The sequence below is a fragment of the Aeromonas sp. s4 genome, from assembly GCF_040907855.1.
In the GTDB taxonomy this organism is placed as follows: Bacteria; Pseudomonadota; Gammaproteobacteria; order Enterobacterales; family Aeromonadaceae; genus Aeromonas; species Aeromonas caviae.
Window position 1 is genome coordinate 91,623 of the sequence record NZ_JBFOCP010000036.1, and the last position, 21,613, is coordinate 113,235.

A 21,613-nucleotide genomic window follows, 5' to 3' on the forward strand; every position below is an offset into this window, starting at 1 on the left:
TGGTGTCAGTGAGTCGGGTGAGGATTAGTTTTTTTTGAGCGGTGCCCCGGCACGCTTGTCATATAATCCGCTCCGTTCAAGGAATCACTCCTGCCCGCCCGGGCGGGAACGAGCACAGAGCTTGTGGTCCGTAGTTCCCGACGAGCCGGGGCGGATTGCGAGTGTTGTCGCGAACGCTTAAGGAAACACAGCGATGATCCAGACTACTGTATTGCATCCGAAACACCTGGAAGCGGGTGCCAAGATGGTGGACTTCCACGGTTGGGAGATGCCCATCAACTACGGTTCCCAGTTGGAAGAGCACCATGTGGTGCGCACCGATGCAGGCATGTTCGATGTCTCCCACATGACCATCGTCGATTTGACCGGCGAGCGGGTCAAAGCCTTCCTGCAACACCTGCTGGCCAACGACGTGGCCAAACTCACCGTCCCCGGCAAGGCCCTCTACAGTGGCATGCTCAATCCGGAAGGCGGCGTCATCGATGACCTCATCACCTATTTCCTGACCGATACCTTCTACCGCCTGGTGGTGAACTCCGCCACCCGCGAGAAGGATCTGGCCTGGATCCGCCATCACGCCATCGACTTTGCCGTGAGCGTGACCGAGCGCCCCGAGCTTGCCATGATCGCTGTGCAGGGCCCCCACGCCAAGGCCAAGGCGGCCAAGGTGTTCACCCCCGAGCAGAATGCGGCGGTCGAAGGCATGAAGCCCTTCTTCGGTGTGCAGGCCGGGGATCTCTTCATCGCCACCACCGGCTACACCGGCGAAGATGGCTACGAGATCGTGGTCCCCCAAGAGAAGGCATGCGATCTGTGGCAGGCCCTGCTGGACAACGGCGTGGCCCCTTGTGGCCTGGGTGCCCGTGATACCCTGCGCCTGGAAGCGGGCATGAACCTCTACGGTCAGGACATGGACGAGTCAATCTCTCCGCTTGCCGCCAACATGGCCTGGACCCTGGCCTGGGAGCCTGCCTCCCGCCAATTCATCGGCCGCGCCGCCCTGGAAGCCCAGAAGGCCGCCGGCAACCAGCCCAAGCTGGTGGGTCTGGTGATGGAAGAAAAGGGCGTGCTGCGTGCCGGCATGCCGGTCACCTTCACCAGCGAGAGCGGCGAGACACGGGGAGGGGTGATCACCTCCGGCTCCTTCTCGCCCACTCTGGGTTACAGCATTGCCCTGGCGCGGGTGCCCCGTGATATCGGCGAGCAGGCCCAGGTGGAGATCCGCAAGAAGCAGGTCACCGTGAAAGTCACCAAGCCGGCCTTCGTGCGCAACGGCCAGCCGCTGGTGTAATCATTGATTGCGGCGAGGGTTGACCTTCGCCGCCCCATTTTTGTTGAAGCGATCCAAGAGCATAAAGGAAGCACAAATGAGCCATATCCCGAGCGAACTGAAATATGCCACCTCCCACGAGTGGGTCCGTGTTGAAGCCAACGGCGAAGCCGTGGTCGGCATCACCGAGCACGCCCAGGATCTGCTGGGGGACATGGTGTTCGTCGATCTGCCGGAAGTGGGCAAGCAGGTGAGCGCCGGTGAAGATTGCGCCGTGGCGGAGTCCGTCAAGGCCGCCTCCGACATCTACAGCCCGGTGAGCGGCGAGATCCTGGCCGTCAACGAAGAGCTGGAAGGCAGCCCCGAGCTGGTCAACTCCGACCCCTACGGCGCCGGCTGGCTGTTCCGCATCAAGCTGGACGACGCGGGCGAGCTCGCCAACCTGCTGGATGCCGAAGGCTACCAGAACGTGGTGGACGAAGAATAATGCCCCCGGGCCCTGCCAACACAGCAGGGCCCACTTGTATGACTGCCATCCTGCGGCCATGGCGGTTGCAGGAAAGGCGCAGCCTTTGCGCCTTCGGGATGCCCTTGCCGCATTCCCCGTCTGCCCGCGGCGGACACAGAACATGAGTGGAGCCGGTATCGACCGGCTACAGGAACATCAGGTCTTGGTTGTCAGGATGTCATGCCAGGACCTATTACCAGGAAATAGGGAAATGACCCAGTCACTGTTTGAACTCGAGCAAAAAACCGATTTCATCCGCCGTCACATCGGCCCGGGTGAGGAAGAACTGCGGGCCCTGCTCGCCACCGTGGGTGCCGAGAGCCTGGACGATCTGATTGAGCAGACGGTCCCCGCCGCCATCCGTCGTCCGGGGCCGCTTGGTATCGGCGCCCCCATGACCGAAGTGGAGGCCCTGGCCAAGCTCAAGGGCTATGCGGCCAAGAACCAGATCGCCAAGAGCTACATCGGCATGGGCTACCACGACACCCACGTGCCCCACGTCATCCTGCGCAACGTGCTGGAAAACCCGGGCTGGTACACCGCCTACACCCCCTATCAGCCCGAGCTGGCCCAGGGCCGTCTCGAAGCCCTGCTCAACTTCCAGCAGCTCACCCTGGATCTCACCGGCATGGATCTGGCGAGCGCCTCCCTGCTCGATGAAGCCACCGCCGCCGCCGAAGCCATGGCGCTGGCCAAGCGCATGGCCAAATCCAAATCCAACCTCTTCTTCGTGGCCGACGACGTTCACCCCCAGGTGATCGACGTGGTCAAGGAGCGCGCGGTCCACTTCGGTTTCGATGTGGTGGTCGGCCCTGCGGGCGAGGCCGTGAGCGAAGAGGTGTTCGGTGCCATGTTCCAGTACCCGGGGACCACCGGCAATGTGGCCGATCTGCGTTCCCTCATTGCCGCCGTCCAGGCCCAGAAGGGGCTGGCCTGCGTCGGGACCGACATGCTCTCCCTGCTGCTGCTCAAATCCCCGGGTGAACTGGGTGCCGACGTGGTGTTCGGCAGTGCCCAGCGCTTCGGTGTGCCCATGGGTTACGGTGGCCCCCACGCCGCCTTCTTCGCCACCCGCGACGCCTACAAGCGCTCCATGCCGGGTCGCATCATCGGCGTCTCCAAGGATGCCCGTGGCAAGAGCGCCCTGCGCATGGCCATGCAGACCCGCGAGCAGCACATCCGCCGCGAGAAGGCCAACTCCAACATCTGTACCGCCCAGGTGCTGCTGGCCAACATGGCGAGCTTCTACGCCGTCTACCACGGCCCGGTGGGGCTGAAAACCATCGCCTCCCGCGTGCACCGTCTGACCACCATCCTGGCGCTCGGCCTCACTGCCAAGGGCGTGACTCTCAAGCACGGAAGCTGGTTCGATACCCTCACAGTACTGACGTCGGACAAAGCTGCACTCATTGCCAAGGCCGAAGGGCTCGGCATCAACCTGCGCGCGGATCTGGACGGTGCGGTCGGTGTGTCCCTCTCTGAAACCACCACCCGAGGCGATGTGGCCGAGCTGTTCGACCTGTTCCTTGGGGGGGGTCACGGCCTCGATGTGGAGGCCCTCGACCAGGCCGCCCAGACGCATCAGGCGATCCCGCAGGATCTGCTGCGCACCGACGCCGTGCTGACCCACGAGGTATTCAACAAGTACCACTCCGAGACCGAGATGCTGCGCTACATCCACCGTCTCGAAGCGAAAGATCTGGCCCTGAACTACGCCATGATCTCCCTGGGCTCCTGCACCATGAAGCTCAACGCCACCGCCGAGATGATCCCGGTGACCTGGCCTGAATTCGGCAAGCTGCACCCCTTCGCGCCGCTCAAGCAGACTCAAGGCTACCAGCTGCTGCTGGCAGATCTGGAAGACTGGCTGGTGAAGGTGACCGGCTACGATGCGGTCTGCATGCAGCCCAACTCCGGCGCTCAGGGCGAATACGCGGGCCTCTTGGCCATCAAGAAGTACCACGAGTCTCGCGGCGAGGGGCATCGCGATGTCTGCCTCATCCCGGCCTCTGCCCACGGTACCAACCCGGCTTCCGCCCAGATGGCGGGCCTCAAGGTCATCGTCACCGCCTGTGACAAGGCTGGCAACGTGGATCTGGACGACCTGCGCGCCAAGGCCGCCGAGGTCGGAGACCAGCTCTCCTGCCTGATGGTGACCTACCCCTCCACCCACGGGGTGTACGAGGAGACCATCAAGGAGGTGTGCGACATCGTTCACCAGTATGGTGGTCAGGTGTACCTCGACGGCGCCAACATGAACGCGCAGGTCGGGCTGACGGCGCCAGGCTTTATCGGCGCGGACGTCTCTCACCTCAACCTGCACAAGACCTTCGCCATTCCTCATGGCGGTGGCGGTCCGGGCATGGGCCCCATCGGCGTGAAGAAACACTTGGCACCGTTTGTGGCCGGTCACGCCGTGGTCAAGACCGACAAGGAGAGCCGTGACAACGGCGCCGTGTCTGCCGCTCCGTTCGGTTCGGCCAGCATTTTGCCCATCAGCTGGATGTACATCGCCATGCTGGGGGACGAGGGGCTCAAGAAATCCACCCAGGTCGCCATCCTCAACGCCAACTACCTGGCCAAGAAGCTCGGCGAGTCCTTCCCCGTGCTCTATACAGGTCGCAACGGCCGGGTGGCCCACGAGTGCATTCTGGACATCCGCCCGCTCAAAGAAGCCAGTGGCATCAGCGAGATGGACGTGGCCAAGCGGTTGATGGACTACGGCTTCCACGCGCCGACCATGAGCTTCCCGGTGGCGGGCACCCTGATGGTCGAGCCGACCGAATCCGAATCCAAGCGCGAGCTGGATCGCTTCGTGGAAGCCATGACCGCCATCCGCGCCGAGATTGCCCGGGTGCAGGACGGTCACTGGAGCCTTGCCGACAACCCCCTGGTCCATGCGCCGCACACCCAGGACGACGTGATGGATGCAGAGTGGAACCGTGGCTACAGCCGCGCCGAGGCGGTCTTCCCATCCGACGCGGTGCGCGCCAGCAAGCTTTGGCCGTCGGTCAACCGTATCGACGACGTCTATGGCGATCGCAATCTGTTCTGCTCCTGCGTACCCACCGAGGATTACGCCAAGTAATCGCGGCGCCGTGAAGAGCTGACAGCCAATATGCACAAGGCCACCCCCAGGGGTGGCCTTGTTGTGTGCGGCGCCCGTGCGAACGGGCTACTCGCCCTGGCGCGCCGCCTCGATGGTGGCAATGTCAATCTTGTCCATCTGCATCATGGCCTCGAAGGCGCGTCTCGCTGCCTCGGGGTCGGGATCGCTTATCGCCTCGATGAGGACCTGAGGGGTGATCTGCCAGGAGATGCCCCACTTGTCCTGACACCAGCCGCACTCGCTCGCCTGACCGCCATGGTCGATGATGGCGTGCCAGTAGCGATCCGTCTCGGCCTGGTCCTGGGTGGCCACCTGAAACGAGAACGCCCAGTTGTGGCGGACCCCGGGCCCGCCGTTGAGGCCGAGGCAGGGGATCCCCATCACCCTGAACTCGACCGTCAGCACGTCCCCTTTCTTGCCGGCGGGATAGTCGGCCGGGGCCCGGTGTACGGCACCGACGGCGGAGTCGGGGAAGAGGCTGGCGTAAAACCGTGCCGCCTCCTCGGCATCCCCGTCATACCAGAGGCAAATCCTGTTCTTGACTGGTCTCATTGTGTCGCAGCTCCATCCTGGTGTTTGTCCTTCGACGCCCGTGAGCGGGCGCCCCGATGGGTATCCTGCCGCCCGCAGCGCCTGCTGCTTCGCTGGGTGGCAAGCCAGCCTGTACGCCGTTTGCCACCCGCTTGGGGCTTGCATGATGGGGTCAAGTGTAGTGGCATGGGGATCCTGGTCACCAGGCCGGGAGCCGGCATGAAGGCCGCATCAAGAGAGGAGTCTGCCATGGACAGTACCCAGCGATTCTCGACCCGGGTCGAGGCCTATGTGAAATATCGACCCGGTTATCCCGCCGCCATGCTGGATTTTCTGGCAAGGGAGCTGGCCATGGGGCCAGAGGCCCAGGTGGCGGACATCGGCGCGGGCACCGGCATCCTGACCGCCCTGCTGGCCCCCCGGGTCGCGCGGGTCTGGGCGGTGGAGCCCAATGACGATATGCGGGCTGCCGCCAAACGGCTGCTTGCCCAGGTGGGGAACATCGGCTGGCTGCACGGCAGTGCGGAAGCCACGGGCCTGCCCACGGGGGCGATGGATCTGGTGACGGTCGCCCAGGCGTTTCACTGGTTCGATCGCGCGGCTTTTCGGCAGGAGTGCCAGCGGCTGCTCAAGCCCGGTGGCCAGGTCGCCCTCATCTGGAATGACAGGCTGACGAACACCCCGTTTCTCAAGGCCTATGAAGAGGGGCTGCACGCCTACTCGGGGGATTACGAGGAGGTCAATCATCGCAACCTCGGTGAGGCGGATTTTCGCGCCTTCTTCACCGGGGAGTACCGGCTCGATCGCTTCGAGAACAGCCAGCTGTTCGATCTTGACGGGGTGCTTGGACGGCTCAACTCCTCCTCCTATGCGCCTGTGGCGGGCACGCCGGCCCACGATCAGATGACAGCGCTCGTTCGCCGCGAGTTTGCTCGCCACGCCGTTGACGGCAAGATAGCCTTCAACTATTGCACTCTGGTCTACAGTGGCCGGGTGTAGCCCCGTTCAGCGCTGACATCCGCAGTGAAAAGGCCCCCGCCAGTGATGGCGAGGGCCTTGTTTCATTTTGGCGGTCTGTATCCGGGCGATGCGAAAGAGACCGTCGCGCGGCGAAGGGGCGGTATCAGCCCTGATCGATGCTGAGAATGGCCATGGCCTTGGCCAGGGTATCGACCGATTCCTGATGCTTGCCCGCGTTGTGCAGGGTCTCTCCGTCCGCCCTCAACTGCTTCACCTCGGCCAGTTGCTCGGCACTGAGGGCGGGGCCTGCGGCCAGGGCGTCGTCTATCTTCTTCATGTCCATGGGGCAGTGGAAGGCGAGGGCGCTGCCGCAAAAGAGCAGGGCGGCCAACAACAGCATGAGTCTCATCTTTCGGATCTCCATGTGGGGTTCCCGTCAAGCATAGCCCCGCAGGGGGAGGGCATTCGGGTTGAAGGGGGCGGGAGGCAGGGGCTACCATGACCCTTTTATTGCGAGGAGGCTCCATGGCACTGACAAGGTTGCTGTCCCCCCTGACCAGTCTGGTGATCTTCATTCTGGGTCACGGTCTGTTCAATACCCTGCTGACGGTGCGTCTCTCCGCCGAGCAGGTGTCCGCCCAGGCCATCGGTCTGGTGTCGGCTGCCTATTTCGGCGGCCTGGTGCTGGGGACCTTCATCAATGCCCGCCTCATCATCCGGGTGGGACATATCCGGGCCTATGCGGCTTATGCCTCCCTGCTCTGTTTTCTGTTTCTGCTGCACGGCATGGTGGTGGAGCCTGTCACCTGGGCGGCGCTGCGGCTGATCGGGGGGTTTGCCACCGGCGGCCTGTTCGTGGTGCTGGAGTCCTGGATGCTGGTCTCAAGCACCCCGGCGAACCGGGGGCGGTTGATGTCCCTCTACATGATCCTGCTGTACGGTTCACTTGCCCTGGGCCAGCAGCTGCTCAAGCAGGTGGACCCCATGGTGCTGACGCCGTTCGCCCTGTGCGCCATGGCGGCGACTCTCTCCGTGGTGCCTCTGGCTCTCTCCCGAGTGGCGACGCCGGCCATGGTGGCACCCCAGCCGGTGGGAGTGCTGGAGCTGGTGCGCCTCACTCCGGCGGGGATGGGCAGCAGCTTTACCTCGGGCCTCATCCTCGGGTCCATCTATGGGCTGTTGCCGCTCTATTTCACCGACAGCGGCGCCTCCCTCTCCCAGGTGGCGGACATGATGGCGCTGGTGATCCTGGGGGGGATGTGTCTGCAATATCCTATCGGACGTGCATCTGATCGTTACGACAGACGGTTGGTGATCCTGCTGCTCTGCGCCCTGCTGACCCTGATCGCGTTGTTGATGGTGCTGCTGCCGGAGCCCTGGCGTGAGCCAGTCGAGGGGACTCTTGTCTTCCTGCTGGGGGGCATGGCGTTCTCCATCTATCCCTTGAGCCTCAGCCATGCCTGCGATGAACTGCGCCCGGATCAGGTGCTGGGGGCAAACCAGGGGTTGCTGCTTGCCTACAGCCTGGGGGCCATGACGGGTCCGCTGCTGGCCCCCTTTACCATGGCAACGTTCGGACCACAGGGGCTGTTCGTCTACTTTGCCCTGTGCGGTCTGCTGCTGTCGGCCTATCTCGGCTGGCGCAGGCGTAAGCGAGCCCCCATTCCGCTGACGGAGCATCAGGTTTTCATACCTGTGCCCCCCAACACCCCCATGACGGCGGAGCTGGAGCCAAGAACGGATCTGGAAGGGGAGGCAGTGCCGGCGAGCTATGCCGTGCCTGATGCAGAAGAGAGAGCGGTGAGTGAAGAGGGGCAGGAGAGGGACGCGCCGCAGGGGCGCTGAAGGCTGGCGACCCAACGACAGGGATAAAGAAACCGACTCCAGGGAGTCGGTTTTTTGTTGGGCGGTTATCAGGCGGTCACGGCATCGGCCTGGGTAGCTTGTGCTTCCGGCGCCGGGTTGCGAATGAGGTAATCAAACGCACCCAGGGCGGCGGTGGCACCTGCCCCCATGGAGATGATGATCTGCTTGAACGGTACCGTGGTGGCATCCCCTGCGGCATAGACGCCGGGCAGGGAGGTGGCACCCTTGGTGTCGATCTCGATTTCGCCAAAGCGGGTCAGGGCCACTTCGCTCCCCTTGAGGAACTCGGTGTTCGGCACCAGACCGATCTGGACGAAGATGCCGGCCACCGCCAGATGCTTGATCTCGCCGGTAGTGCGATCTTCGTAGTCCATGCCCACCACCTTGCTGCCGTCGCCGATCACTTCGGTGGTGCGGGCGCTCATGATGATGTCGATATTGCCCATGGAACGGGCCTTCTTCTGCAGCACATCGTCGGCACGCAGAGTATCGGCGAACTCCACCACGGTGACGTGCTCGACGATGCCGGCCAGATCGATGGCCGCCTCGATGCCGGAGTTGCCGCCACCGATCACCGCCACGCGCTTGCCCTTGAAGAAGGGGCCGTCACAGTGGGGGCAGTAGGCCACACCCTTGGTACGGTACTCGAGTTCACCCGGCACGTTCAGGTCGCGCCAGCGGGCACCGGTCGCCAGGATCACGGCGCGGCTCTTCAAGGTGGCACCGGAGGCGAGGTCCACGTTGACGTAACCATCCTTGCTGATGGCGGCGGCGCGCTGCTCGGTGATCACTTCCACGCCGTACTGCTTCACGTGCTGCTCCAGGCTGGCGGCCAGCTTGGGGCCCTCGGTGTAGGGCACGGAGATGAAGTTCTCGATGCCGACGGTGTCCATCACCTGGCCACCGAAACGTTCGGCGACAATGGCGGTGCGAATGCCTTTGCGGGCGGCATAGATGGCCGCGGCGGCGCCGGCTGGGCCACCGCCCACCACCAGCACGTCATAAGGCGCTTTTTCGCTCAGCTCTTGCGCCTTGCGCTCGGCAGCGCCGGTGTCGAGTTTGGCAACGATCTCTTCCAGCGAGATGCGGCCCTGGCTGAACGGCTGACCGTTCAGGTAGACGTTCGGGACCGCCATGATTTGACGCTCGTTCACCTCATCCTGGAACAGGGCACCGTCGATCATGGTGTGGGTGATGCCGGGGTTCAGGGTGGACATCAGGTTCAGGGCCTGTACCACGTCCGGACAGTTGTGGCAGGAGAGTGAAATATAGGTCTCGAAGTGGAACTCGCCCTTGAGGTTCTTCACCTGCTCCAGCACGGCCGGATCGGCCTTGGAGGGGTGACCGCCGCTTTGCAGCAGGGCGAGCACCAGGGAGGTGAATTCATGACCCATGGGAATGCCGGCAAAGTGCACGCGCGGGGCCTGGCCCTGGGGCGCGATGCTCATGGAAGGCTTGCGGGTATTGGTGCCATCGGTCAGGGAAATTTTGGGGGACATCTCGGCAATCTCGCTGGCCAATGCCAGGAGTTCGGCGGATTTGTCGCTGTCATTGCCGGACACGCTGATCTCGATGGGATTGACGATGTACTGCAAGTAACCGTTGAGTTGTTGTTTGAGGTTGGTATCTAACATGGTCGAATTCCTTCTTGCTGAATGCGGGTCGGCACGATGACCGGATACAGAAAACAGAGGTCCACACAGCAGACCGGCGCATTTTCTGAGGGCCGTAAACAAGACCGGCCCTTGAACGGGCCGGTCTTCAGAGCGGGGAGGCTTAGATTTTGCCTACCAGATCCAGGGACGGGGCCAGGGTGGCGTCGCCTTCTTTCCACTTGGCCGGGCACACTTCACCCGGGTGGGAAGCAACGTACTGGGCAGCCTTGACCTTGCGCAGCAGTTCCAGTGCGTCACGGCCGATGCCGCCAGCGTTGATTTCAACGATCTGGATGACCCCTTGCGGGTCGATGACGAAGGTACCGCGGTCAGCCAGGCCAGCTTCTTCGATCATCACGCCGAAGTTGCGGGTGATGGTGCCGGTGGGGTCGCCGATCATCGGGTACTGGATCTTCTGGATGGTGTCAGAAGTGTCGTGCCAGGCCTTGTGGGTGAAGTGGGTGTCGGTGGAGACGGCGTAGATCTCGACGCCCAGCTTCTGGAATTCGGCGTAGTTGTCGGCCAGGTCGCCCAGCTCGGTCGGGCAGACGAAGGTGAAATCAGCCGGGTAGAAGAACACCACGGACCACTTGCCTTTCAGGTCAGCGTCAGACACCTGAACGAATTTGCCATTGTGGTAGGCGGTGGCGTTGAACGGCTTGATTTCAGTGTTGATGTAGGTAGACATGTATTTGCTCCTTGGTGATGTACATATGCCTGTCTGGTGTTGAAGAGTCGTGCCAGACGAGGCGCTTAACTTTCGATGGAGTCATCATAGTGACTTTTTCTAATCGGTCAAAGCCACAATTTTGAATCACATAAATCTATTTATTAGATAGACCATCACAACTGTACCTAACATGAATATCTCAGGCCTTCGGAGATAACTCATTGTCGAAGTTCAATTTCTGTCCTGCATGTCACATTTTCAAGGGCTGGGCCGGATTTGTTTTCATTGCGTGAGCAGAGAAGGGGGCAGACGAGGCGGCGCAGTAGAAAAAAGAGGGATAAAAAAATCCCGGCGCCGTCGCACAGACAGGGCCGGGTCATCAAACAAGGAATGGCGATAAATATGCTTTACAGCAAAGACTAACTACGGGGTGTGCAAACTTGCAGACATATGAAGAGAAGATGGCGGGTGCACAATCCTCATCTCCTCTTCGGCAACCATTGCATGGTGGGCATCATAGTGTGATGAATGTCACAACGCAAGTTATGTGGTGTAATTTTACAGTCAAATTGAAAGTGTTTCACTTAAATAGCCGTTAAATTAGGCTGAAAACGCTTTTATTGTAATTTTATTACAGAATTTTAAGATCAAAAGTCGGTTGGGGGCTCCTGCTCCTCCATCAGCTCCAGCAGATTGATGGCCACGGCGATGAAGTCCGACTCGGTGACGATGCCAACCAGCTTGCGCCCCTTGAGTACCGGCAGACAGCCATATTTGTGGCGCTGCAGATACAGGGCCGCCTCCTTGATGCCGGCGTGGGGATCCACGCTCGCCACCTGACGAGTCATGATCTCGTCGAGCTGGACGCTGTCGGTGAACTCTGCCTCCCGCTCGGGGTTGATTAGCAGCAGCTTGGATTCGCGGGTGGCCAGGATGTCCGAGAGGGTGACCAGACCAAGCAGATGCTGGTGTTCATCGACGATGGGAACGTGACGGATCCGCTCCTGCTGCATCAGCTCCATCGCCTGCTTGACGCTGTTTTCCGGACCCAGGGTAAAGGGGTGTTCAGTCATGATCTCGGAGAGGGTCATCATGGTGGGCCTCCTTGTGTGTCTGCTTCCACCCTAGCCCAGCCCCCGTCGCCAGAACATGATCGGGGTCAATACAAAACCTTAAAGGTTTTTTAACGGGCCCAGCCTCACAAAATGGCCCGCTATCCCTTGTCTTCCTTGGGTTTTTAGTCTTTTGGGTTGCCTTGGAAGAGGGGGATAACTAGACTAGCCGCCGATTCCCCCGAGGTGAAAGATGCAAGTATCCGATTTTCATTTTGATCTGCCAGACGAGCTGATTGCCCGCTATCCCATGGCGGAGCGTACCGCCAGCCGCCTGCTGCAGCTCGATGGTCAAACCGGCGCCCTGCGCCACGGTCATTTTGTCGATGTGCTTGACCAGCTCAACCCCGGCGATCTGCTGGTGTTCAACAATACCCGGGTCATTCCGGCCCGCATGTTTGGCCAGAAGGCCAGCGGCGGCAAGCTGGAGGTGCTGGTGGAGCGCATTCTGGACGAGCACAGCGTGCTGGCGCACGTCCGCTCGTCCAAGTCCCCCAAGCCAGGTACCCGTCTCCTTCTGGATGGCGGTGCCGACGGTGTGCCCGTCGAGGCCGAGATGCGTGCCCGCCACGACGCTCTGTTCGAGATCCACTTCCTGGACCCGCGCCCTGTGCTGACCATTCTGGATGCCATCGGCCACATGCCGCTGCCCCCTTACATCGACCGTCCCGACGAGGATGCCGACAAGGAGCGCTACCAGACCGTCTACAACCAGAAGCCGGGTGCCGTGGCGGCGCCGACCGCCGGTCTGCACTTCGACGAGCCGCTGCTCGAGCAGATCCGTGCCAAGGGCGTGGAGATGGCCTTCGTGACCCTGCACGTGGGGGCGGGCACCTTCCAGCCGGTGCGCGTCGACAAGATTGAAGATCACCACATGCACTCGGAATACGCCGAAGTGCCCCAGGAGGTGGTGGATGCCATCGCGGCGACCCGCGCCCGCGGCGGTCGGGTGGTTGCGGTGGGCACCACGTCGGTACGATCCCTCGAGAGCGCAGCCAAGGCGACCCTGGCCCAGGGCAAGCCGCTGGCGCCCTTCTTCAATGACACCGACATCTTCATCTTCCCCGGTTACGAGTTCCAGGTGGTCGATGCCATGATCACCAACTTCCACCTGCCCGAATCCACCCTGATCATGCTGGTCAGCGCCTTTGCCGGCTATGACAACGTGATGGCCGCCTATCAGGCCGCCGTGGCGGGACAGTATCGTTTCTTCAGCTACGGGGACGCCATGTTCGTCACCCGTCGCCGGGTGCAGGGTTAAGCCTTGCCCTTCAGAAGTCGTTCAGGCTCTGCTTGTCAGTATGCCGGCCGGCTTCATATTACCGGGCCCCTCGGGCCCTTTGTTGTCAGACTGTTTCTCTGACTGAATAGAGGTAGCAATGAAATTTGAATTGAAAACCACCGATGGGCGTGCCCGTCGCGGTCAACTGGTGTTCGAGCGTGGCGTGGTCCAGACCCCGGCCTTCATGCCGGTCGGCACCTACGGCACCGTCAAGGGGATGACACCGGAAGAGGTGCGTGAGACCGGTGCCCAGATCCTGCTTGGCAACACCTTCCACCTCTGGCTGCGCCCGGGTCAGGAAGTGATGCGCGCCCACGGCGATCTGCACGACTTCATGAACTGGCAGGGGCCGATCCTGACCGACTCCGGTGGTTTCCAGGTATTCAGTCTGGGGCACATCCGCAAGATCACCGAGGAGGGGGTACACTTCCGTCATCCCATCAACGGCGAGAAGATCTTCCTCGACCCCGAGAAGTCCATGGAGATCCAGTACGATCTGGGTTCCGACATCGTGATGATCTTCGACGAGTGCACCCCGTACCCGGCCACTTACGAGGAAGCGCGCAAGTCCATGGAGATGTCCCTGCGCTGGGCCAAGCGCTCCCGTGACAAGTTCGATGCGCTCGGCAACAAGAACGCCCTGTTCGGCATCATCCAGGGTTCTGTCTACGAACCGCTGCGGGATGTGTCGCTGGACGGTCTCCTTGAGATCGGCTTCGACGGTTACGCGGTCGGCGGTCTCGCCGTGGGTGAGCCCAAAGAGGACATGCATCGCATCCTTGACCATGTCTGCCCGAAAATTCCGGCCGACAAGCCGCGCTACCTGATGGGGGTGGGCAAGCCGGAGGATCTGGTGGAAGGGGTGCGCCGCGGTATCGACATGTTCGACTGCGTGATGCCGACCCGCAACGCCCGCAACGGTCATCTCTTTACCACCGATGGGGTGGTCAAGATCCGCAACGCCAAGTACCGGGAAGACACCAGCACCCTGGATGCGGACTGCGATTGCTACACCTGCAAGAACTACACCCGCAGCTATCTGTACCATCTGGACAAGTGCAACGAGATCCTCGGTGCCCGTCTGAATACCATCCACAACCTGCGTTATTACCAGCGCGTGATGCAGGGTTTGCGGGACGCGATCGAGCAGGGTAAATTAGACGACTTTGTAACTGAGTTTTACCGTCGGCAAGGGAAGCCTGTGCCTCCACTGGCTGAAAATGACGTGAAATAACAACGACATATAAGTTAGTATTCAAATCTACATCAATAAGAGGTTGTTAAATGAGCATTATCTCCAAGGCGTATGCAGAAGGCGCGGCTCCGGCAGCACAGGGTGGTGGCATGGAAATGATCATCATGCTGGCCGTGTTCGGTCTCATCTTCTACTTCATGATCTACCGTCCCCAGGCCAAGCGTGCCAAGGAGCATCGCAATCTGATGAGCTCCCTCTCCAAGGGTGACGAAGTGCTCACTTCCGGTGGCCTGGTCGGCAAGATCGCCAAGGTTTCCGCCGACAGCGACTACATTGTGCTGGCCCTGAACGATCAGACCCAGGTCACCATCAAGCGTGACTTCGTCTCTGCCGTTCTGCCCAAGGGTTCTATCCAGTCCCTCTAATCTCCCGAGGAGCACAGCGTGTTAAATCGCTATCCGCTGTGGAAATACCTGATGGTGATCGTCGTGATCGCCATCGGTTTTCTATATGCAGCCCCCAATCTTTACGGCGAAGACCCGGCCTTGCAGGTCTCTGCCAGCCGTGGTGCCGAAGTCAAACTAGAAACCCTCGATCAGGTGAAGGAAACCCTCGACGAGGCGAAGATCCCGGTCAAGCATGCGGCGTTCGAGCACGGCTTCATCCTGATCCGTTTCAACAACACCGAAGACCAGCTCAAGGCGCGTGACATCGTGGCCAACAAGCTGGGCGACAATTTCATCACCGCCCTCAACCTGGCACCGTCCACCCCCGCCTGGCTTGAGGCCATCGGCGCGGCGCCCCTGAAGCTCGGTCTTGACCTGCGGGGCGGTGTGCACTTCCTGATGGAAGTGGACATGGCCGAAGCGCTGGCCAAGCAGCAGGAACAGATGGTGCAGGATTTCCGCGCCGAACTGCGCACCCAGAAGATCCGCTACTCCGGTGTACGCCGGGTCGGGGATCAGGTGCAGGTGGTCTTCCGTGACGAGGCCGATCAGGCCAAGGCACTCTCCTTCCTGCGTCGCCAGAATGCGGATCTTGTCTTCACCACCGACCAGAAAGGGGATGACTTCATCCTGCTGGCCAGTCTGAGCGAAGCCAAGGTCAAAGAGGTGAAGAAGTATGCCCTCGAGCAGAACATCACCATCATCCGCAACCGGGTGAACGAACTGGGTGTGGCCGAGCCGTTGGTCCAGCAGCAGGGCGGCGAGCGTATCATCGTCGAGCTGCCGGGGATCCAGGACACCGCCCGTGCCAAGGAGATCCTGGGTGCCACCGCGACCCTGGAGTTCCACATGGTCGATGAGGCTGCCGATATCCAGGCCGCTGCCGCAGGCCGCGTGCCGCCGAGCTCCAAGGTCTACAACGATCGCAACGGTCGTCCCGTGGTACTGCAAAAGCGCGTGATCCTGACCGGTGACCACATCGTGGGTGCCCAGTCCGGTTTCGATGAATACAGCCGTCCCCAGGTCAACATCAAGCTCGATGGTCAGGGTGGCAACAAGATGGCCAACTTTACCAAGGACAACGTTGGCAAAGGCATGGCGACCGTCTTCATCGAGTACAAGCCGGTGGGTCAGCCTGGTCCGGACGGCAAGCGCAAGTTCCGCAAGCAGGAGGAGGTGATCAACGTCGCCACCATCCAGTCTCGCCTGGGTAGCCAGTTCCGCATCACCGGGATCGACAACGCCAACGAAGCCCACAACCTGGCGCTGCTGCTGCGTGCCGGTGCCCTGATTGCCCCCATCCAGATCGTCGAAGAGCGCACCATAGGCCCGAGCCTGGGTCAGCAGAACATCGACAGCGGGATGGAAGCCATCGGCTGGGCCATGCTGGTGATCGTGCTCTTCATGGGGATCTACTACCGTGCCTTCGGCTGGGTGGCCAATCTGGCGCTGACCATGAACCTGGTGCTCATCGTCGGTATCATGTCGATGATCCCGGGGGCCACCATGACCCTGCCGGGCATCGCCGGTATCGTGTTGACGCTGGGGATGGCGGTGGATGCGAACGTGCTGATCTACGAGCGTATTCGTGAAGAGATCCGCAATGGTCGCGGGGTGCAGCAAGCCATTCACCTGGGCTTTGATCGCGCCTTCTCCACCATCGCCGACTCCAACGTCACCTCGCTCATCACCTGCGTGATCCTGTTCGGTATCGGTACCGGTGCCATCAAGGGCTTCGCCCTGACCCTCGGGATCGGCCTGACGGCGTCCATGTTCACTGCCATCACGGTATCCCGCGCCATCATCAACCTGGCCTGGGGTGGACGGCGCATCGACAAGCTGCCGATCTAAGGAAGAGACATGTTTCAAATTCTACATTTTGAAAAGCCCATCCCCTTCATGCGTTTCGCCAAGCTGGGTATGGTCCTCTCTGCTCTGGTAACGGTGCTCGCCCTCTACGTTCTGTACGATCGTGGCCTGAACTGGGGGCTGGACTTCACCGGCGGTACCACCATCGAGGTGGGGTTCCAGCAGTCGGTGAGCCTGGACAAGATGCACGAGGCGCTGGATCAGCAGAAGATTGACGGGGCGACCCTGCAGTTCTTCGGCTCCAGCCGTGATGTGCTGGTGCGCATGGCCCCGCAAGAGGGCGTCAAGGTCGAGCAGCAGGGCAACGAGGTCCTGGCGGCCGCCAAGCTGGTCGACGAGAGCGCCGTGCTCAAGCGTGTCGAGTTCGTCGGTCCCTCCGTGGGTGACGAGCTGGCCACCGACGGTGCCCTGGCCATGCTGGCCTCCATCATCTGTATCCTGATCTACGTGGCGGTGCGCTTCGAGTGGCGTCTGGCCACGGGGGGCATCCTCTCCCTGGCTCACGACGTGATCATCACCCTCGGTATCTTTGCCTACTTCCAGTACGAGTTCGACCTGACCGTGCTGGCGGCGCTGATGACGCTGGTGGGGTACTCCCTGAACGACACCATCGTCGTGTTCGACCGGGTGCGGGAGAATTTCCGCAAGGTGCGCCGTGGGGACACCGCGGAGATCATGGATCTCTCCATGACCGAGACCCTGAGCCGGACCATCATCACCTCGGGGTTGACCTTCGTGGTGGTGGTGGCGCTGCTGCTCAAAGGCGGGCCTCTGATCCACGGTTTCTCCATCGCCATGGTGATCGGGGTGGCCTTCGGGACCTACTCCTCCATCTATGTGGCGAGCGCCTCAGCCATGTTCCTCGGGATCAAGCGGGAGCACATGCTGCCGACCCAGGTGGAAAAAGAGGGCGCGGATCAGCAAGAGATCCTGCCGTAACAGACAAGGGCGCCGCAAGGCGCCCTTTCTCTTGTGGCCGGGGTGAGTCATGATGCTCCCCACAACCCAGCATCCATTACCCAAAGCAAGGAGCAAGCCCATGCAACACAATCCCCGTTTTCTGGCCCTGGTAGAGGCCATCCGCCCGCACGTGCAGGAAACCGATGTGCATCAGATCAAGCGCTGGCAGGATGAGGGCCGAGCATTTCATCTGATCGACGTGCGCGAAGAGAGCGAGTGGGCCAGGGGTCATCTGCCGGGGGCCACCTATCTCGGGCGCGGGGTGATAGAGCGTGACATCGAGACCCGGTATCCGGATCCCGACACCGAACTCTACCTCTATTGTGGTGGGGGATTTCGCTCCATCCTGGTGGCGGATAACCTGCAGAAGATGGGTTATTCCCGGGTCGTCAGCGTCGATGGAGGCTTTCGCGGCTGGAGCGATGCCGGATACCCTGTCGAATCCTGATTTATTTGAGGGAGAGGGGCTGCGCCACATGACAAACGGCCCCGTGATCTTTACCATATGCGGGGTCAAGCGTAAGCGTCGGAGTGTTCATTGAACGTCAGGATAGGGATTGGATACCTCACGGGTATCCTGTTGTTGCTCCCCTTGTGGGGTTGCAGCAGTAGCAGTCAGGTAAAAGCGCCTCAAGTTCCCAAGCCGCAACCCGCTTCACTGGTATTGGCGACCCCCTTGCAGGTCTCCTACCAGAGCGAGTTGGCGTTGGCGCGACTCGGGCAGATGCTCAGTGAAATGGAATTGACGACCGAACAGCGGGCAGAACTCTTCTATGAGCGTGCCGTGGTGTTTGACCGGGTGGGCTTGCGTTCCCTGGCGCGACTCGACTTCAACCGCGCCCTGCGGGAGAAGCCGGATTTTGCCGAGGCCTACAACTTCATCGGTGTCTATCTGGTTCAACAGCAGAACTACGACGAGGCCTATGAGGCGTTCGACTCCGCCCTGGAGCTCGCCCCGGATTACGACTACGCCTATCTCAACCGGGGAATCGCGCTCTATTACGGCAATCGCCCCGAGCTTGCCGCGGCGGATATGAAGCGCTTCTACGAGGCGCAACCGGAAGACCCTTATCGGGTGATCTGGCTCTATCTGGCCGAGCAGAAGCTCAACGGACCGGCGGCCATGAGCCGGATGCGCGAGCGGCTCAACAAGTATGACGACGACGCCTGGAACTGGGATCTGGTGCGCCTCTATACGGGCGACATCAATGCCACCCAGTTGATGAGCAACGTGGTGAAAGGGGTCAAGGACAACAGGGAGCTCGCCGAGCGCCTGTGCGAGACCTACTTCTACCTCGGCAAGTTCGAGCTGGCCAAGGGTAACCGCAAGGAAGCCATCAGCTACTTCAAGCTGGCGCTGGCCAACAACGTCTATGACTTCATCGAGCATCGCTATGCCTTGCTGGAGCTGGAACTGATGGCGCGCAAGCCCCAGCCACCCGGAGCCCAGGGCAAGAGCGGCAAAGCGTGACTAAACGGGTTTGAACCCCATGAAAAAGGCCTCTTGACGAGGCCTTTTTGCTGTCTGGTGACACGGGGTGTGCCGCTACTCCACCAGGCTCATGCCGGGGATCTGGCGCCAGTAACCGTTGCAGTCCCGCTCCTGCAGCAGGGGCAGGGGGGCCATCCCCTGTTCGTTGGCCTTGAAGCGCTCCAGCATCGCCAGGGTCTCCATGCCTTCGGGCGAGAGGCGCACCACATCCACCAGGCCCTCCATCCCCTTGAGCTCGTTGCCCAGGTTGTAGCAGTAACCGGACTGGGTCTGGATGCCGTTGAGGTTGAACACCTTCTGCCCCTCGCGACTGCTGGCAAGGCGACCGGTGGGGTAGTGGATGCAGGCCAGTTCGCAGTTGTCCTTGGGCCGGTCGAGAGAGCGGGCGGTGAAGCAGCGTGCCGAGTAGGCGAGCGGCAGATGACCATAGGCGAACACCTCCACCTCGAACTTCTGGCGCTCCCTGCCCAGATCCTGATTGAGCTGCATCAGCCAGTCGCGGGAGAGCTCCACCGGCATCACCCAGCGCTGCATCCCCTGTTTAAGCAGCATGCGCAGCACGTCGGCGTTGTAGGCGTTGATGGCGGGGCCGCAGACGAACGGCAGCCCGGCTTCGCTGGCGAGCTGGACGGCCCCCAGATCGTTGGCCTCGATCATCAGCTCGCCGTTGTCGACCAGCCGCTTGACCTCCTTGAGCTCGGAGGGGGCAGAGATCAGCGCCAGCGTGGAGAGCACCCCCTGCCTGCCCGAGGCGGTCACCTGACGGGCGAGGGCAATCCAGTCATCCACTTTCAGTTCGCGCCGCTTGCTGCAGACGGTTTCCCCCAGATAGACGATGTCGGCCTGGCTGGCGGCCACCGCCTGATAGAAGGCCTGGGTGTCGGCCTTGGGCCAGTAGAAGAGCAGGGGGCCGAGAGAGAATTTCATGAGCAGTGCTCCTTATTGCCACTGGCGATGATAGGCACCGAGGGTGGTCTGGCTCCCCTCGGAGACACGGGCGAGCTGGGCATCCCACTCAGCCTTGACCTGATAGGCCTCTGGGTTGGCCTGATAGACGTCGATGGCGGCGCGCCAGACCCGGGTCACCTGCTCCACATAGGCGGGGCTGCGCTGGCGCCCCTCGATCTTGACTGACTGGATGCCGGTCTGGAACAGCTCGGGCAGGAGGCCGAGGGTGTTGAGGCTGGTGGGCTCCTCCAGCGCGTGATAGGTCTGGCCATCCACCTCGAAGCGCCCCTTGCACAGGGTCGGGTAGCCGGCGTTTTCCCCCGGGCCGTAACGATCGATCAGCACCTCGTTGAGGCGGGATTCGAGGCCGCTCGGGGTCTCCTCCCAGCGCACGAACTTGGCCGGTGAGCAGGCACCGACGGTGTTGGGGCTCTCGCCGGTCATGTAGGAGGAGAGGTAGCAGCGCCCTTCCGCCATGATGCAGAGGCTGCCGAAGGCGAACACCTCGAGGCCGACGTCGGTCTCGCGGGCAAGCTGCTTCACCTGATGCATGGAGAGCACCCGCGGCAGCACCACCCGGCCGACGTTGAAGTGCTGCTGGTAGAAGCGGATGGCGGCGGCGTTGGTGGCGCTGGCCTGGACCGAGACATGCAGCTCCATGTCGGGATGGCGGCGGCTGGCATAATCGAGCACGGCGAGATCGGCGATGATCAGGGCATCGGCACCGAGCGCCACCCCTTTGTCCACGGCCTGCTTCCAGCGGGCGTCGGAGCCCGGGTGGGCGAAGGTATTGATGGCGATGTGCAGCTTGCGGCCATGCTGGTGGACATAGTCAACCGCTCTTTCCAGCTTGCTGTCGGTGAAGTTGAGCCCGGCGAAGTGGCGGGCATTGGTGTCATCCTTGAAGCCGATGTAGACCGCATCGGCCCCGTTATCCACGGCTGTCTTCAGTGCCGGCAGGCTGCCTGCCGGGCAGAGTAATTCCATCGGGTACGCTCCGAGAGGGCAAAAATGCAAAAGTGGCCCGATTGTATTCATGCTTGCCCTCCCGCTTTTTGACCTGAGGCAGCTTTAGGTGGCTTTACCCTTCTTGAGGTAAGTGGGCACAAGTTTGATTTTCAACAGGATCTTGCCGAAGGGGCTGTGCTTGAATGCGCAAAAAACTGGGAGTTTATCGTGTTTCAACATCTGCAACATCTGCAACATCTGCAACATCTGCAACGTCGCCTGGTCGAACAGGCACCCCGTCTCTTGCGCCACCCCCTCAAGCTGGTGCCCTTCCCGCTGCAACAAAACCTGATGGAGGCCCTGCTGGGTAGGGTATTCCGGGAGGCCATCGAAGAGGGGGAATTTGCGTTTCTTGCGGGCAAGTGGCTGAAAGTGGAAGTCAGCGATCTGGGGTTATGCTGGTTTATCAGCGAGCAGGAGGGCAAATTGGTAGTGGCGAGGGAGTGTGAGCACGCCGATGTCTGTTTCAGCGGCAATAGCCAGGATCTTGTTCTGATCGCCGGGCGCCGTGAAGACCCGGATTCCCTCTTCTTCCAGCGCCGCCTGAAGATAGAGGGGGATACAGAGTTGGGCCTGGAGGTGAAAAATCTGATGGACAGCCTGGATCTGGACGGGCTGGGATTGATGAAATACCCCCTGATGGATCTGGCGACCTTTATCGAGCGGGCCCGCGAGACGCACGTGCCCACTGCCGCGACAATGAGCTGAGCCGTTTTCTTGCCCGAGTGCTGC

20 protein-coding genes are annotated in these 21,613 nt (G+C 61.5%); 13 read left to right on the forward strand and 7 right to left on the reverse strand.

Going from position 1 to position 21,613, the window contains the following annotated elements:
• Positions 1-193: 193 nt before the first annotated feature.
• From gcvT to gcvP, 3 genes are all read left to right on the forward strand, one after another.
• On the forward strand, positions 194-1,291 hold the full coding sequence (gene gcvT, locus AB5Y89_RS11915; protein WP_368223845.1) for a glycine cleavage system aminomethyltransferase GcvT: 1,098 nt from the start codon (positions 194-196) through the stop codon (positions 1,289-1,291).
• Positions 1,292-1,367: 76 nt separating this feature from the next.
• Positions 1,368-1,757, forward strand: a complete 390-nt coding sequence (gcvH, locus tag AB5Y89_RS11920) for a glycine cleavage system protein GcvH (protein ID WP_010675081.1) — start codon at positions 1,368-1,370, stop codon at positions 1,755-1,757.
• 232 nt (positions 1,758-1,989) lie between these two features.
• A complete protein-coding gene (gene gcvP, locus AB5Y89_RS11925) occupies positions 1,990-4,866 on the forward strand; it encodes an aminomethyl-transferring glycine dehydrogenase (protein ID WP_010675080.1) in 2,877 nt (958 codons plus the stop codon).
• Positions 4,867-4,953: 87 nt separating this feature from the next.
• On the opposite strand, the gene AB5Y89_RS11930 is transcribed toward gcvP, so the two are convergent.
• Positions 4,954-5,439, reverse strand: coding sequence for a VOC family protein (locus AB5Y89_RS11930; protein ID WP_010675079.1), 486 nt, complete (start codon positions 5,437-5,439; stop codon positions 4,954-4,956).
• 228 nt (positions 5,440-5,667) lie between these two features.
• Between AB5Y89_RS11930 and AB5Y89_RS11935 the strand changes: the two genes are divergently transcribed.
• Positions 5,668-6,417: a class I SAM-dependent methyltransferase gene (locus AB5Y89_RS11935; protein WP_010675078.1), complete on the forward strand. Its 750-nt coding sequence runs from the start codon at positions 5,668-5,670 to the stop codon at positions 6,415-6,417.
• 124 nt (positions 6,418-6,541) lie between these two features.
• Here AB5Y89_RS11935 and AB5Y89_RS11940 read toward each other — a convergent pair whose 3' ends face one another.
• Positions 6,542-6,787 carry a hypothetical protein gene (locus tag AB5Y89_RS11940; RefSeq protein ID WP_041201636.1) on the reverse strand — a complete coding sequence of 82 codons (246 nt, stop codon included), beginning with the start codon at positions 6,785-6,787 and terminating at the stop codon, positions 6,542-6,544.
• A gap of 116 nt (positions 6,788-6,903) precedes the next feature.
• On the opposite strand from AB5Y89_RS11940, the gene AB5Y89_RS11945 reads away from it, so the two are divergent.
• The gene (locus tag AB5Y89_RS11945) at positions 6,904-8,223 is read left to right on the forward strand and encodes an MFS transporter (RefSeq protein ID WP_029314700.1); all 1,320 of its coding nucleotides are present in this window, start codon (positions 6,904-6,906) and stop codon (positions 8,221-8,223) included.
• A 68-nt stretch (positions 8,224-8,291) separates the two neighbouring features.
• Here AB5Y89_RS11945 and ahpF read toward each other — a convergent pair whose 3' ends face one another.
• The 3 genes from ahpF to AB5Y89_RS11960 all read right to left on the reverse strand — a co-directional run bounded on the left by ahpF (position 8,292) and on the right by AB5Y89_RS11960 (position 11,663).
• Positions 8,292-9,878, reverse strand: a complete 1,587-nt coding sequence (gene ahpF / locus AB5Y89_RS11950; RefSeq protein ID WP_010675075.1) for an alkyl hydroperoxide reductase subunit F — start codon at positions 9,876-9,878, stop codon at positions 8,292-8,294.
• Between the two features lie 142 nt (positions 9,879-10,020).
• The gene (gene ahpC, locus AB5Y89_RS11955; RefSeq protein WP_010675074.1) at positions 10,021-10,587 is read right to left on the reverse strand and encodes an alkyl hydroperoxide reductase subunit C; all 567 of its coding nucleotides are present in this window, start codon (positions 10,585-10,587) and stop codon (positions 10,021-10,023) included.
• Between the two features lie 629 nt (positions 10,588-11,216).
• Positions 11,217-11,663, reverse strand: a complete 447-nt coding sequence (locus AB5Y89_RS11960; protein ID WP_010675073.1) for a CBS domain-containing protein — start codon at positions 11,661-11,663, stop codon at positions 11,217-11,219.
• 211 nt (positions 11,664-11,874) lie between these two features.
• Here AB5Y89_RS11960 and queA point away from each other — a divergent pair, with 211 nt between their 5' ends.
• The 7 genes from queA to nlpI all read left to right on the forward strand — a co-directional run bounded on the left by queA (position 11,875) and on the right by nlpI (position 18,904).
• On the forward strand, positions 11,875-12,942 hold the full coding sequence (gene queA / locus AB5Y89_RS11965) for a tRNA preQ1(34) S-adenosylmethionine ribosyltransferase-isomerase QueA (RefSeq protein WP_010675072.1): 1,068 nt from the start codon (positions 11,875-11,877) through the stop codon (positions 12,940-12,942).
• A gap of 118 nt (positions 12,943-13,060) precedes the next feature.
• Positions 13,061-14,197 carry a tRNA guanosine(34) transglycosylase Tgt gene (gene tgt / locus AB5Y89_RS11970; protein ID WP_010675071.1) on the forward strand — a complete coding sequence of 379 codons (1,137 nt, stop codon included), beginning with the start codon at positions 13,061-13,063 and terminating at the stop codon, positions 14,195-14,197.
• Positions 14,198-14,247: 50 nt separating this feature from the next.
• On the forward strand, positions 14,248-14,583 hold the full coding sequence (gene yajC, locus AB5Y89_RS11975) for a preprotein translocase subunit YajC (RefSeq protein WP_010675070.1): 336 nt from the start codon (positions 14,248-14,250) through the stop codon (positions 14,581-14,583).
• Between the two features lie 18 nt (positions 14,584-14,601).
• Positions 14,602-16,455: a protein translocase subunit SecD gene (gene secD / locus AB5Y89_RS11980; protein WP_039038737.1), complete on the forward strand. Its 1,854-nt coding sequence runs from the start codon at positions 14,602-14,604 to the stop codon at positions 16,453-16,455.
• Positions 16,456-16,464: 9 nt separating this feature from the next.
• On the forward strand, positions 16,465-17,412 hold the full coding sequence (gene secF, locus AB5Y89_RS11985; RefSeq protein ID WP_010675068.1) for a protein translocase subunit SecF: 948 nt from the start codon (positions 16,465-16,467) through the stop codon (positions 17,410-17,412).
• A 100-nt stretch (positions 17,413-17,512) separates the two neighbouring features.
• Positions 17,513-17,881 carry a rhodanese-like domain-containing protein gene (locus tag AB5Y89_RS11990; protein ID WP_368223847.1) on the forward strand — a complete coding sequence of 123 codons (369 nt, stop codon included), beginning with the start codon at positions 17,513-17,515 and terminating at the stop codon, positions 17,879-17,881.
• Positions 17,882-17,971: 90 nt separating this feature from the next.
• Positions 17,972-18,904: a lipoprotein NlpI gene (nlpI, locus tag AB5Y89_RS11995; protein WP_280520777.1), complete on the forward strand. Its 933-nt coding sequence runs from the start codon at positions 17,972-17,974 to the stop codon at positions 18,902-18,904.
• A 75-nt stretch (positions 18,905-18,979) separates the two neighbouring features.
• Here the strand turns inward: nlpI and AB5Y89_RS12000 are convergent, their stop codons facing one another.
• Both AB5Y89_RS12000 and AB5Y89_RS12005 read right to left on the reverse strand, forming a co-directional pair.
• The gene (locus AB5Y89_RS12000; RefSeq protein WP_368223849.1) at positions 18,980-19,852 is read right to left on the reverse strand and encodes a U32 family peptidase; all 873 of its coding nucleotides are present in this window, start codon (positions 19,850-19,852) and stop codon (positions 18,980-18,982) included.
• A gap of 12 nt (positions 19,853-19,864) precedes the next feature.
• On the reverse strand, positions 19,865-20,860 hold the full coding sequence (locus AB5Y89_RS12005) for a U32 family peptidase (RefSeq protein WP_279989196.1): 996 nt from the start codon (positions 20,858-20,860) through the stop codon (positions 19,865-19,867).
• Positions 20,861-21,049: 189 nt separating this feature from the next.
• Here AB5Y89_RS12005 and AB5Y89_RS12010 point away from each other — a divergent pair, with 189 nt between their 5' ends.
• On the forward strand, positions 21,050-21,589 hold the full coding sequence (locus tag AB5Y89_RS12010) for an SCP2 domain-containing protein (protein WP_368223851.1): 540 nt from the start codon (positions 21,050-21,052) through the stop codon (positions 21,587-21,589).
• The last annotated feature ends 24 nt before the right edge of the window (positions 21,590-21,613 follow it).